Origin of the sequence: Nostoc sp. UHCC 0251 (assembly GCF_034932245.1) — a bacterium.
Lineage (GTDB): Bacteria > Cyanobacteriota > Cyanobacteriia > Cyanobacteriales > Nostocaceae > Nostoc.
Window position 1 is genome coordinate 1 of the sequence record NZ_JAYGHD010000117.1, and the last position, 11934, is coordinate 11934.

The window sequence follows — 11934 nt, forward strand, 5'->3', positions numbered from 1 at the left end:
CAATGCCCAATGCCCAATGCCCAATGCCCAATGCCCAATGCCCAATGCCCCATTCAAGTTCCGTATCACTTAATTCCCCTAGTTCAATCATCTCTTCCCTCTATTTCAGATATAAACTAACGGGGGAGGGATCGATAAGAACTAGGGGTATTTTTGTGCGCCTGCTGACAACAGTCGCAGCTTTACGCTGCTATTTAACTAAACGCTGCTCAGAAAACAAGCTAATTGCGGTTACTGAGGATCTGAGACTAGATGAGATGACTGGCTGGTATCAGACGGCAGTCGGTCTGGTGCCAACGATGGGGAATTTGCACCAAGGTCATTTAAGCTTAATTCAACGGGCGCGGCAAGAAAATTCTACGGTGATTGTGAGTATTTTCGTCAATCCCTTGCAATTTGGTCCAAACGAGGATTATCAACGCTACCCTCGCACCTTAGAGCAAGACCAACAACTTTGTGAACAAGCTGGGGTCGATGCAATTTTTGCGCCAACTCCGGAAGAAATGGCAGTTCCTCAGAAGAGTATACAAGAATCAAAGGTTACACAAGTTATCCCCCCATCTGCTATGATAACAGGCTTGTGTGGTCGTTCTCGGCAAGGTCACTTTCAGGGTGTCGCTACGATTGTGACCAAACTTTTCAACTTGGTACAGCCTGACCGTGCCTACTTTGGTCAAAAGGATGGTCAGCAACTGGCAATTATTAAACGCTTAGTAGCTGACTTAAATTTGCCAGTAGAAATTGTTGCTTGTCCAACAGTGCGGGAAGCGTCGGGTCTTGCCTTCAGTTCTCGTAATCAATATTTGACTGCAACGGCAAAAGAGCAAGCAGCGGCATTATATCGCGGCTTGCGACGAGCTGAAGCTGCATTCATTGCAGGCGATCGCAATAGTAACAAGTTGATAGCACTAGTACAGCAAGAAGTGGCAATAGTCAGCACGATTTTAGTGGAATATATTGAATTGGTTGAACCGACTACGTTAATGTCTTTAGAAAAAGTTCAGGAGGAAGGAATGTTGGCGATCGCAGCTCGTCTTGGGTCTACACGTTTGATTGACAATATCATATTGCGCGATCGTCAACCCATTATCGCCATTGATGGCCCAGCCGGGGCTGGAAAATCCACAGTGGCGCGTCAAGTGGCAGCAAACCTAAATTTAGTGTATTTAGATACAGGAGCGATGTATCGTGCTATTACTTGGTTAGTGCTGCAAAAGGGGATTGCTATTGATGATGAGTGTGCGATCGCCCAATTAACTAACCAGTGTAAAATTGAACTTACTCCCAACCAGGATTTACAATCGAGTGTGCGCGTTTGGATTGACGGTAATGATGTTACCCAGGCAATTCGCACGGTTGAGGTAACTTCTCTTGTATCTGCGATCGCCGCCCAAAGCGCTGTCCGTCAAGCACTGGTTAAACAACAGCAAAACTGGGGTAAAAGAGGTGGTTTAGTTGCTGAAGGTCGTGACATCGGTACTCATGTATTCCCCGATGCCGAAGTGAAAATCTTCTTAACCGCTTCTGTAGGTGAACGCGCCCGTCGCCGCCAGGAAGACTTTAACAAACAAGGTCAACCCGAAGTGAGTTTAGAGCAACTGGAACAGGATATTGCCGAGCGTGACTGGAAAGATAGTACGCGCAAAATTTCCCCTTTGCAAAAAGCAGCCGATGCGATCGAACTTCAAACCGATGGTCTGAATATTTCTGAAGTCACAGCACAAATTGTAAATTACTACCAGCAACGTTTATCTCAATGGTAATCATCGCTAATTGCTGTTAGTTTTTTAGTTCAAAAGGGTGGTAAATGAGTGATTATTCTCTTACCATCCTTAAAGCTGTACCCAAATAGCAAAACATTAAATGATTTTGCTATTCCTTATCTACTATTTGTCTATATCATCAAAACTTGAAGTCTCCTAACGGAGATTTTAAATTATTCTAAGTACTAAATCATCTTGCTTTCGACTGATTCTTCACATCGCAATTAATCTCACTACAGGTAGAAGTCTGAAAGCTTAAATTGCTAAATGCTAAGTAAAAGGCAGTTGTTGCTGGAGGCAGAAGGCTCTCCTTTTGGGAGAAGACGGCAGTGCCTCAAAAAGGTAAAGCTGCTCATGGCAATGATTTCACTGGTTGGCATTCCACGTTTAATTATGCCAACCTACTTAATTATTTATTGGTTTTTAGCTAGGAAATATTAGCCATTTTTATTTATAGACATTATTTTTTAGTGATTTGGCTTATTTTACTTATTAGACGAGTACTTTGTTTTTATATTCACTTTGGTAGTAAAATGACGATGTTAAGTTTTATGTTTCATCATTAAAGACATAAAACCCCAAAAATAAAAGCTGTTAATTTCCTAAGCTTTTGTAATAGCTTAAAACTGGAAACCGGTAAAGAGAGGATTTGACACATGGCATTTGTACAGCCCCCACTACCCTTCGACAAGAATGCTCTAGAGCCATATGGCATGAAAGCTGAAACTTTCGAGTATCACTATGGTAAGCATCACAAAGCTTATGTAGACAACCTCAACAAGCTCACTGAAGGTACAGAACTTGCTGATAAATCTCTCGAAGAAGTGATCAAAACTTCCTTCAAAGACTCCTCTAAGACGGGAATCTTCAACAACGCTGCTCAAGTTTGGAACCACACCTTCTTTTGGAATTCCTTAAAACCAGGAGGTGGCGGCGCACCCACTGGCGATCTCGCAGCTAAAATTGATAAAGATTTTGGTAGCTTCGACAAATTCAAGGAAGAGTTCTCGAACGCCGCCGCAACTCAATTCGGCAGTGGATGGTCTTGGTTGATTGATGATGGTGGTACGCTGAAGGTGATCAAAACACCAAATGCAGAAAACCCTCTAGCTCATGGTCAGAAGGCACTCCTAACCTTAGATGTTTGGGAACACGCTTACTACATTGACTACAAAAACGCCCGTCCGGCATTCATCAAAAATTTCCTAGAAAACTTGGTAAACTGGGACTTTGCTGCTGAAAACTTGGCCAAAGCTTAATTAACTGTCAGTTTTGAACTGGCTGCTATACCCGTTAGCAAGCTGCTACCCTAGCTTTTGGGAATGGCAAGGTAAAAACAATTAGTTAATTTACAAAAGTTGAAGCAGAAAGCCGACCCAGAAAAGGGAGAAATTATTTTTAATTTCTCCCTTTTCTGTTCTTCAGTGGCAGCACAGGCAGTAACTTGAATAAAAGTAGTGGCATGAATCCCCAGTGAGTTATTCGTCTGCCTGAGTCGTTTCCTCATACTCGCGGATCTTAAAATCAGTATCGCGTTGGAGAAACCGCTGGATATCCCTTGTGTAAAACAATACTCTCTTGAACTTGTGGTCAATTTTCTCGTTTAGCTGCCCTAGAAGCATTTGAATGACATCCTTCCGATTCACATAGTCTTGAATATGTAAAGCCAAGGTTCTATCAATCTCACGAATTTTCTCAGCATTTCTTACTTGTTCTTCGAGAGCTTTTTCAATTTGAGTAATCGAATTTGAGATTCGATTTATTTTGCTGATGACGGTAACAGCCACACCAGCCAAAACAGAAGTGCTAACAAGAATCCCTAAAAATATACCAGTACTTTCTAAAGTTAGCGTTATTCCTGGGTAACTATTGGAAGAATTAGTAACAGCTATTGTTGAGTTTGTAGTATTCATAATCGTTTATATTTCTAGCGCTGTTTTGATCGCCGCCACATCATCCTCTAGCGTTGTCGTGTCTATTCCTTCATATTGGTAGATAGCAATATTGGCATTGATAAACCATTTAGGAACTTTAATTGATACAAAATAATTTATATTTAAATCATCGAAAACTATTAAATTAAACTTACCTAAAAACAAGCTTTCAGGCTCACCCGCGAAACTTGCACCCAAGCCAGTTGTTACGCTACGGCGTAAATACCCTGCATAAACCCAAATTGATCCTACAGGAACAGTAGTGGTGACAGACACAGCAATGATGGGTTTGTCAAATACTACAGGAATACTTATTTCAGTTATCCTTTGATAGATTGGATTCCCTGCTGAATCATTTAAGTAACTTACAGCCGGGAAAGAATCACTGTATTGCAAATTCCAATTACTTTCTATCCCTAGCTGTAAATTGCGCCTCATACATCAAGCATGGGAGATTACAAAATCAACGTGATCAGCAAATTCATCTACAATTTCAAACGGATTAGGAATACCGTAATGCTCTAGCTTATCGAGGTATTCAACAGTATCAATTTTCCCGGTTAGCCAATCTCTACCTGCTTGATTGATGGCAAGCATTCCCTGAAATTCAGCATCGGAACAGTTGCCATCAATATCGACAGATAGCAGGTCTAACAGATCGTCTGGAGTCCAAATAATCCCAGTTCGTTCTGCTATCTTGCTCATTAACCTTCAGGAGTAAATCTAGCCCGATTTTTACCGCCGTTTCCTTCAATGAAGGTCACATATTCTGTTGTCTGTTCGATGGCTGCAACAGCCGCATCATAGGCTTCACCACCAGTACCTTGACCAAAGGGAGAAGTGACTGAATCTACATCAGGCTTTTTGTATGCTGCACCGGTGATTCGACTATTTTTCTTAACAGTCCCAGGCACAACAGAAGTGAGCGTCAACTTGGCAAACTTGAATTTTTTCGTGTCAATCTTAATTGGCGTAGTTAATGCGCCAAATTCGGTAGCTGTAGTAGTGCGGCTAGCAAGCAGCGCAAGAAGTACATTGGCTACGCCTGATCCCTGTCCAGTTTGTCCGCTCTTGATTAACTGAGCTGGGAGGTAAATCTTAGTAGTTCCAGCCGTGCCAAAAGGAGAAATATAGCCATCTTCTCTTTCTGCCCTCGCCCGTTTGGTTTCATCGGTGACTGTAGCGTAGGCAGCTTGTCGCTGGTCTGGACTCATTGCAACCCAAAGCTTGTATTTGTCATAGCGTGCCTTCTGCGATTCGTAGCGTTGCAGGTCTCTAAAGCCCATAATTTTTACTGGTGATAATTGTTACACTTTTCACCAACTCTAGCCTTTAAAATCCTTAGAATTCTGTGCGGAAACCTAATAGGTTTTTACCTTTATTTTTTGCCACAGTCAGATGAGGATAACCGTTTCACATCAAGGGTATTTGACTAGTCCCTGGTTCTGAAGTGTTGTATCCATGAGAAAGACTGGTGGAACAAGATTGCCTAGAGATATGTAGGCACTTCTGAATCTGAGAATTGCTACAGGTCTATACCGCCGATTTTGTACCTGTTTGCCTAAGATCGTGACTTTTCCGGCTGTTGCCGTTGTTGTGCTGGGTTTGTCCGGGTCGTTCACAATCACTCTTTCGGCTTGGAAGGGTACATCAATCACGTTACAAATTTTTTGGTAGATTTCTACTCCGTCAGTCCGGGAATTAACAAGCAAATAATTGCCTTTTGGAAATCCATTATCAGGATCGGTGTAACTAGCTGATTTATTCCCTGCCGTATAAGTTATTCCTCTGCTACTTGATAAAAAAGTGGTTTTAATTTCGTTAGCGATTTCTGTCATATTCGCCTTGGTAATCGCTGGCTTGGAATTCCCCGTTGAACAAGAGAACTTCATTAATCTGACAGACTTTTCATGCTGTATGGGTGACTCTTCAGAAGGTGAAGCTGACCCATCCTGAGAGAAAACAAAAAATAACTGTGGATGCCCAGCCACAGGGGGAGCAGTATCAAGCCTATTGCCGTAAAAAACAGCAAGATTTTTGCGTCCGTAACCAATAACGTTGTAAAAAAGGTCTGACCTCATCCAAGAGGCATACATATTATCATTGTCTAAAGCTCTGCAAGCTAGCTTTAAAGACGGTCTAACACCTGATAAATCACCATTGCCTTGAACATCTTTAAAGTATCGATCAACCCGACGATTATGTTCTTGATTCCACGTTCTTTGAAGATGTTCAATATTGTCAAATCCTTCTGGCAATGACATTGTTTAATCCTCTCCATCGAATAAGTCTGAGAAATCAAAACTCAACGGTTGAGAATCAGTCTTAGACTGAGTTTCTTTGGCTTTTAATTCGTCGGGTTCTGGAATGGGTGCAGCCTTGTTTACAGGCTTGTCATCTTCTTTAAGGGCTTTTACAAATTCGGTTGCAGCCGTTGTTGATTCTGTTACGGCATTTACCACGTCTAGTGGTGCTTGTGTCACCATTTGAATTGTTGATGCCCCATTTTGTAGGCTTTCCAAGGTTTGCGTGACGCGATTGAATTTAGGCTGGGGATTCATCCAGCCATAGGCGTTTTCTAAAATTACTCCGCCTTTCTTTAAAGCATTTCCTATTTTTCCTGTGTAAGCTGCTATCAACTCAGAAGCTTGTAGAATGGTTTGCGATAAATTTAAAAAGCTATTAAGAAGATTAGTAGTTGCCTGATATATCCTATTAGCTTTAGCCCAGGCTTCTCTCAAACTAGTATAATTATCGGCTCCAATTGCCCCTTTGATTAAATTCTCAATACCGCCGGATATAACACTACCTAAATCAAAAGAAGATCCATCTTCTTTTTTTAGCCCAATTAAAGTAAGCACGTTATTAATCGCACCCAACAAAGTTTGCCCAATATCATTGCTCAACATCAAAGCATTATGGACTGTGGCTGCAAAAATTAAGATATTAAGCACTCTATCTAAATGCATCCAATCTGCAAAGCGGGATAGCTTCCCACCGATGCCACCGGGCAGTTGATCACCCAATCTTGCTAATATTGTTTGCTGTCCCTGGAGTAGTGCAGCATTTGCACCAGTATTTACAGCGTCTAAAATATTGGCTGCATTGGTGTTGTTGTTATTGGTGATGTCTGCTGCATTATCTTTGAGTGCCTTATTCATACACCCACCCGGCTGGGTGGTTCTACATGTACCCGTCGCGGCTGCTTGCTCGATTTGTGGAATTGTTGGGATGTCTGGTCTGATTGCTGCTGCTGCCCGCCCCGGAATTAAGCCGAGTATGCCTACAATTTGGTCTAGCTTTGGTAGTGCTTGCTCGTTCACTTTTGCTTGTTGAGTTATTTTTGTATTTAGGTCAGATATTTGAGTTTGAGATTGTCTTATTTCATTTGATAAACCAGGAATTTGCTGTTTCACTTCTGCAACTTCTGCGGCTACTCCTGTACTTTGAGTCGCTGTTGCTTCAATGCGTGGAACCAAATTTCTCTCAACAAAGGTTCTAGTACTTTGTGCTTCACCCTGCAATTTTGCAATTTCCGCAGTTATTCCTGTACTCTGGGTAACTGTTGCATCAATTCGGGAAACTAGCACCCGGTCAACATATTTTCTAGTACTTTCTGCTTCTTGCTGGGCAACACTAGCTGTATTATTTGCAGTCGATACCGCTTGAGCGAGATTGCTAACACCATTTATTGCTACACCCGAAACCGCTACAGCCGCCGCAGTTTGTCCCGTCAGCGCCAATACAGTTGCTTGCAATCCTCCGACTTGGGACTGGAGCGGCGTAACCAATGCCTTTGCAGCATTTACAGCACTAGTAGTAATAGAGGCAGTATCTACAGGTGGGGCTGATTTGATGCTTGCTCTAACTGATGCCAATTCTGCTTGTAATTTAGAAATGGTAGTGTTGACGGCATTTTGAAAACCATCATTCGCCTTGGAAGCAACTCGCGCTATCTCAGCGTTAACCTGCTGAATTTTCGCCTCTAAATTAAACTTTGTTTGGCGTGTTTCATACAGTGCATCATTACTCTGTTTTCTTGTTTCAGCGATTTTACTTTCAAGAATTGTTCTTCCTTGCCGAGTTTCATACAGTGCATCATTACTCTGTTTCTTAACATCTAATATGTTTTTACCAAATGATTCTTGCTGTTTATTTAGCTTGTAATAATCCCTAGCATTAGCGCTTAATTCTTGCTCGTATTTCTGTAACTTAGACTCAAGAGTTTTGAGTTTTAATCCATTATTGACGGCCGTGGTATTAACCTTTGTCAGGTCGATTTGGGTTGTAGCAAGATCGTCGAACGCCCTACCTGTAACAAATTCCTGGAACTTGAGTAAAGCAACTACTCCAATCGCTGCAAGGATTCCCATAATTGCGCCAATGCGGGCAGCTTTATCTAAAGGAGCATTGCCAGGAACCTTTTTTAAGAGCGCATCATTTACTTTAGTAGCGGCATCTGAGGTTTTCTTGGCAGCATCAGCCACTTTTTTTGTAGAGTCTGTAACCTTTTTTAATTGCCTAATTCGCTTACCAGCATCAGCGATAAATCTTTTACTAGGAGATGAAGCAATAATTTTTTTAGTACTAGCACTAGCTGCACGGTATCCTTTCCAATTCAATCGGTGCGTTTCTCTCGCTCCTTTGAATTTATTAAAAGTACCATTTGGATCAGCTTTATAACTATTCCAGTTAAAATTTTGAGGAATTGAATTAGGTATTTTAATTTGCGGTGCATCTGGGATAGGAAGCCCGTTCCAAGTAGCCATTATTAATCGCCTCCTAAAAATCCTGCAATTGCTGAAACTGTATCAATGAGGGGAGTCACCATATTGTACAGACCTTGAAAAGCCTCGGTAAACTCCCGATTTGTCTCCTCAATATCAGCGAAATTATTTAAAGTTCCTACAATTCCTTTTTTGAGCGCTTCTGAAGTTTTTTCTAATTCTCTTACACGTTTCTCTAAATCGTTGCCATTGTAATTATTGTTGCTATTACCTTCACAACACTGCTGTTGCTTGCGCTCCAATTCTCGTAAACGCTGATTTTGTGCATCTATTTTGCGATTTAAAGCTGCAAGACCCTGGTCAATATCTTTACAAATTTCTGCCATTTATCGACCTACCTTGTTAGCCATGTTTTTCAGGCGATCGCCCACTTCCTTGCAAGGCACACAGCAATATCCTGGGTATTTCTTGTGGGTGCATTTGTGAGAGCCTTCTGGGCAATCATCATTACAAGAAATTTCGTATCTTGGCTCAGTTGGATACTTTCTAGTAATAGTTTTCCCGTTAGCATCAATTACAGACAAGACCCAATCGGATGAATACTGACGAATGATTTGTACGCTTGAATGGTAAACATCATTAATACCTGGTGTAGTTACGCCATTTACCGCAGGTTTACTGCCAGCGCAAAAACCAGCCGGATTAGAAATTGGCGTTGCTACATTGATTGATACAAATGTTACAAACCCGTCGTATTCATAAATCCCATAATTTGGTAATTGCCCACAGTTAGCAACATCTAATCCAGCGCCTTGAACTTGTGCTGGCTGTCCATGAACTAAAGTGATATCTATGGGTGGAGATGTAGAAACGATTTTTTCAAATATAGAATCACTTACATAAACGCTAACTGTTGCCTTATTAGTACCAGCGCAATAAGACATCAAGCCACCTTCATAATATTTACTTGTGTGTATACTTCAGATTGACCAGGAAAACCCGTTTGGACTCCAAGAGTGTAGATGAAAGATGATGCATTTACACCCCTGAACTTAACCGTATAGGATGTTGGGGATGAGACAACGATTTTTCCTTTGATATAGCTATTAGTACTAGCGTAAGCAGCGCCAGGGGCATTGTATGCCGAACTACCAAGCAATACTATTGTTCCAGATGAATCTTCGAGCCATGCCCGAAAATTGTTAACAAGAATTGCTGGTACAGTAGCATCAATAATGTATGTACCAGGCTGCAATGTAAAAGCATTTGATGCTAACGATAGCCAGCTTGCTGAAGAAACTACTGTATTAAGTGTTCTGGTAATTACTGTATTTGCAGAAGTATAAGTACCGCCACCAGTGCCACTTGTTTTAACATCAGCGACTTGGGCATATTCGACAGAAAAACCACTGCTAATTCCTGACAATAAATTAGCCTTGGTTATATGTCTTGTTATCCCGTCCGCTTGCTGGATTGGAATAATATCCGTATTGCTTGGAATAGTCTTCTCTGTGCCTAAGTCTTTAATCTGTTTGAACATAGCTTTCAAAAATAATTGTTTCTGTTAAGTAAAAGTTTTCATTTCGCTGCTTAACATAGGCATCCCAGCGAAACATTTCTAAAAGCTCATGCAAGTGACGATTTTCGTATCCAATTGGGGCGTTATTCTCGTCAGTCATGATATTGCCGTTTTCATCCGTTAAATAGCCCTCAAAATTTCTTAATGCTTGCAATAAAAGAGCAACCACCAATTGTTCGGCGCGATTGTTTGCTGTAGGTGTTAATCCTACTGCTGCTAAATCAGCTTTTTGAATTACCAATTCAGTAGCAGTTTGACTAGCACTATCACCAAATAATTGAGTAAGTGTTAGTGCTTGCATGATTAATAAAGGTCGGGGTCGATTGTATCCGCACCTGCAAGGACTCGATCAATTTCTACAGAGATGGTATTTCGCAGATAGATGGCATCGTTACGAGTAGTAATCGACGGGCTAAACCCATCTACAACCGCAACAGATTGGTCAATGTTGGTATCTTTACCCTCATCTGTTAGCGCTGCTTTAAATTTCAGTACGAGTGCTATTAGCAAAGATTCAGCAGTGTTACTAGCGCTAGGGGTCAGTCCAGTAGAAGTTAGATCCGATTTGCTAATGGTTAGAGTATTTACATCTTGTGTGGCGCTTGCACCGAATACGGCAGTAAGTGTTGGTTCCATAAAAGCGGATTTTCATGAGGTGAATAAATCCGTTGTATGGCTGATTAAAAATTATGTAAATGTTCCACTTTTATGTAAAACAAGAACATTCACTGAGGACGCAAAAGCCTTGCTGTGAATACGATTGAACCGAATATTTCTAATACTCTTAATTAGGAATATTCCGGTTTAGCCTTGCTCAAGGGTTAAACCGGAATACGCAGAAGTAAAAAATAAAATGAAAAATAATCGAAATGGACAAGCCGCAGTTTTGACCGACGCGGATTATTCCAAAATTCGTAAGCAGATCCGCTCTCAAAAATATAAACTACTTTTGGATCTTGCCTGGTACACCGGGGAACGCTGGGGGGCGCTAGTGAAATTGCAACTTCTGGATGTGTACAACCTCGACGATTCGCCTTGTGAGTATATCAATTTTCGCGCCAGGACTCGCAAGGCAACCCCCAACGGAAAACGACAGACGCGCCAGGTGCCGGTTCACGATACTTTGGCTGAGTTGCTAGCAGCATACAAGCCAGTTCCCGGTTCTGTTTGGTTATTTCCCTCTAGGGAAGCGGACAAACCGATGTCTCTACGAGCGGCTGACCAAATTTTACGCACAGCTGTAGAGAGAGCCGGGTTGACGGCCAAAGGCATATCAACTCATTCCACCCGCCGGAGTTTTATAACGAGATTGGCAAAGCGGGGTGTGAGCCTGGCGACGATTAAAAAAGCCACTGGACACACTGATTTGAAGGTGCTTTCTCGGTACATCGAGGTAAGTGACGAAGACGTAAAGAGCGCGATCGCAACTCTATGAACGCCAAACTCCTATTCCTGCAAATTGAAATCTTCTTCGAGCGCTTGCAGCACGGTGAATACGACCATCCTTTGTATTTGGCTATGGCGCTGGAGAATCTCGCAAGCCAAGCGTGGGATGAAGTCGATCAGGTTTACCCAGAGTTATGACAAACCGCAGCCGCGAGGGATAAGGTGGTGAAGCCAATAAGATGTTATGTTTCAGTACAAAAATTGCGATCGCATTTCCTCCTGGTGCGCGATCGCTTTTTATTGGTCAAACACTGTCTAGGATTACGTCAATACGATTTTCAAAATCAGTTTTCGCATCCTCTATTGTCGGCAGGGGATTATCAACGATAAAACAGATTCTGCCTCTATAACGAGCGGTGTATCTGTATCCAACAATTAACGATCGCCAATCTCCTCTCTTTAATCTTGATTCTGTGGATTCCATTTCGGGTATTATCAGCGCTCGAAATCCTTTGTAAATATGGTGCATAGTCATTGGTCATTGG

The 11934-nt window shown here is 41.8% G+C and carries 16 protein-coding genes; 5 read left to right on the forward strand and 11 right to left on the reverse strand.

What is annotated here, in order from left to right; all coding sequences use genetic code 11:
- Positions 1 to 155: 155 nt before the first annotated feature.
- Together VB740_RS14270 and VB740_RS14275 are read left to right on the forward strand one after the other, a co-directional pair.
- Entirely contained in the window at positions 156 to 1763 is a 1608-nt protein-coding gene (locus VB740_RS14270; protein ID WP_323200642.1) for a bifunctional pantoate--beta-alanine ligase/(d)CMP kinase, read from the forward strand.
- A gap of 656 nt (positions 1764 to 2419) precedes the next feature.
- Entirely contained in the window at positions 2420 to 3022 is a 603-nt protein-coding gene (locus tag VB740_RS14275) for a superoxide dismutase (RefSeq protein WP_323200643.1), read from the forward strand.
- A 219-nt stretch (positions 3023 to 3241) separates the two neighbouring features.
- Here VB740_RS14275 and VB740_RS14280 read toward each other — a convergent pair whose 3' ends face one another.
- The 11 genes from VB740_RS14280 to VB740_RS14330 all read right to left on the reverse strand — a co-directional run bounded on the left by VB740_RS14280 (position 3242) and on the right by VB740_RS14330 (position 10639).
- Positions 3242 to 3676 (reverse strand): hypothetical protein, encoded by a 435-nt coding sequence (locus VB740_RS14280; RefSeq protein WP_323200644.1) that lies wholly within the window; start codon positions 3674 to 3676, stop codon positions 3242 to 3244.
- Between the two features lie 6 nt (positions 3677 to 3682).
- Positions 3683 to 4135, reverse strand: coding sequence for a hypothetical protein (locus VB740_RS14285; protein WP_323200645.1), 453 nt, complete (start codon positions 4133 to 4135; stop codon positions 3683 to 3685).
- A gap of 3 nt (positions 4136 to 4138) precedes the next feature.
- Complete coding sequence (locus tag VB740_RS14290; RefSeq protein ID WP_323200646.1) at positions 4139 to 4402, reverse strand: hypothetical protein; 264 nt, start codon at positions 4400 to 4402, stop codon at positions 4139 to 4141.
- The gene (locus VB740_RS14295; protein WP_323200647.1) at positions 4402 to 4983 is read right to left on the reverse strand and encodes a hypothetical protein; all 582 of its coding nucleotides are present in this window, start codon (positions 4981 to 4983) and stop codon (positions 4402 to 4404) included. Before VB740_RS14295 ends, VB740_RS14290 begins: the two co-directional genes overlap by 1 nt.
- Before the next feature lie 132 nt (positions 4984 to 5115).
- A complete protein-coding gene (locus VB740_RS14300; RefSeq protein ID WP_323200648.1) occupies positions 5116 to 5961 on the reverse strand; it encodes a hypothetical protein in 846 nt (281 codons plus the stop codon).
- Between the two features lie 3 nt (positions 5962 to 5964).
- On the reverse strand, positions 5965 to 8466 hold the full coding sequence (locus VB740_RS14305; protein ID WP_323200649.1) for a hypothetical protein: 2502 nt from the start codon (positions 8464 to 8466) through the stop codon (positions 5965 to 5967).
- A gap of 2 nt (positions 8467 to 8468) precedes the next feature.
- Positions 8469 to 8810: a hypothetical protein gene (locus tag VB740_RS14310; protein WP_323200650.1), complete on the reverse strand. Its 342-nt coding sequence runs from the start codon at positions 8808 to 8810 to the stop codon at positions 8469 to 8471.
- Positions 8811 to 9368, reverse strand: coding sequence for a hypothetical protein (locus VB740_RS14315; RefSeq protein ID WP_323200651.1), 558 nt, complete (start codon positions 9366 to 9368; stop codon positions 8811 to 8813).
- A complete protein-coding gene (locus VB740_RS14320; RefSeq protein ID WP_323200652.1) occupies positions 9368 to 9964 on the reverse strand; it encodes a hypothetical protein in 597 nt (198 codons plus the stop codon). The genes VB740_RS14315 and VB740_RS14320 overlap by 1 nt, the downstream gene beginning before the upstream one ends.
- Complete coding sequence (locus VB740_RS14325) at positions 9948 to 10304, reverse strand: hypothetical protein (protein WP_323200653.1); 357 nt, start codon at positions 10302 to 10304, stop codon at positions 9948 to 9950. Before VB740_RS14325 ends, VB740_RS14320 begins: the two co-directional genes overlap by 17 nt.
- Before the next feature lie 2 nt (positions 10305 to 10306).
- Entirely contained in the window at positions 10307 to 10639 is a 333-nt protein-coding gene (locus VB740_RS14330) for a hypothetical protein (RefSeq protein ID WP_323200654.1), read from the reverse strand.
- 217 nt (positions 10640 to 10856) lie between these two features.
- Here VB740_RS14330 and VB740_RS14335 point away from each other — a divergent pair, with 217 nt between their 5' ends.
- The 3 genes from VB740_RS14335 to VB740_RS14345 are packed head-to-tail and all read left to right on the forward strand — an operon-like array spanning position 10857 to position 11779.
- The gene (locus VB740_RS14335) at positions 10857 to 11438 is read left to right on the forward strand and encodes a tyrosine-type recombinase/integrase (protein ID WP_323200655.1); all 582 of its coding nucleotides are present in this window, start codon (positions 10857 to 10859) and stop codon (positions 11436 to 11438) included.
- Positions 11435 to 11587 carry a hypothetical protein gene (locus tag VB740_RS14340; protein ID WP_323200656.1) on the forward strand — a complete coding sequence of 51 codons (153 nt, stop codon included), beginning with the start codon at positions 11435 to 11437 and terminating at the stop codon, positions 11585 to 11587. Before VB740_RS14335 ends, VB740_RS14340 begins: the two co-directional genes overlap by 4 nt.
- A 27-nt stretch (positions 11588 to 11614) precedes the next feature.
- Complete coding sequence (locus VB740_RS14345) at positions 11615 to 11779, forward strand: hypothetical protein (protein ID WP_323200657.1); 165 nt, start codon at positions 11615 to 11617, stop codon at positions 11777 to 11779.
- Positions 11780 to 11934: the final 155 nt, after the last annotated feature.

What these genes read in the sequence shown, in the direction of transcription:
- VB740_RS14275 (WP_323200643.1), top strand. Translation starts at nt 2,420, where the DNA reads ATGGCATTTGTACAGCCCCCACTACCCTTCGACAAGAATGCTCTAGAG.
- VB740_RS14280 (WP_323200644.1), bottom strand. Translation starts at nt 3,676, where the DNA reads ATGAATACTACAAACTCAACAATAGCTGTTACTAATTCTTCCAATAGT.
- VB740_RS14285 (WP_323200645.1), bottom strand. Translation starts at nt 4,135, where the DNA reads ATGAGGCGCAATTTACAGCTAGGGATAGAAAGTAATTGGAATTTGCAA.
- VB740_RS14290 (WP_323200646.1), bottom strand. Translation starts at nt 4,402, where the DNA reads ATGAGCAAGATAGCAGAACGAACTGGGATTATTTGGACTCCAGACGAT.
- VB740_RS14295 (WP_323200647.1), bottom strand. Translation starts at nt 4,983, where the DNA reads ATGGGCTTTAGAGACCTGCAACGCTACGAATCGCAGAAGGCACGCTAT.
- VB740_RS14300 (WP_323200648.1), bottom strand. Translation starts at nt 5,961, where the DNA reads ATGTCATTGCCAGAAGGATTTGACAATATTGAACATCTTCAAAGAACG.
- VB740_RS14305 (WP_323200649.1), bottom strand. Translation starts at nt 8,466, where the DNA reads ATGGCTACTTGGAACGGGCTTCCTATCCCAGATGCACCGCAAATTAAA.
- VB740_RS14310 (WP_323200650.1), bottom strand. Translation starts at nt 8,810, where the DNA reads ATGGCAGAAATTTGTAAAGATATTGACCAGGGTCTTGCAGCTTTAAAT.
- VB740_RS14315 (WP_323200651.1), bottom strand. Translation starts at nt 9,368, where the DNA reads ATGTCTTATTGCGCTGGTACTAATAAGGCAACAGTTAGCGTTTATGTA.
- VB740_RS14320 (WP_323200652.1), bottom strand. Translation starts at nt 9,964, where the DNA reads ATGTTCAAACAGATTAAAGACTTAGGCACAGAGAAGACTATTCCAAGC.
- VB740_RS14325 (WP_323200653.1), bottom strand. Translation starts at nt 10,304, where the DNA reads ATGCAAGCACTAACACTTACTCAATTATTTGGTGATAGTGCTAGTCAA.
- VB740_RS14330 (WP_323200654.1), bottom strand. Translation starts at nt 10,639, where the DNA reads ATGGAACCAACACTTACTGCCGTATTCGGTGCAAGCGCCACACAAGAT.
- VB740_RS14335 (WP_323200655.1), top strand. Translation starts at nt 10,857, where the DNA reads ATGAAAAATAATCGAAATGGACAAGCCGCAGTTTTGACCGACGCGGAT.
- VB740_RS14340 (WP_323200656.1), top strand. Translation starts at nt 11,435, where the DNA reads ATGAACGCCAAACTCCTATTCCTGCAAATTGAAATCTTCTTCGAGCGC.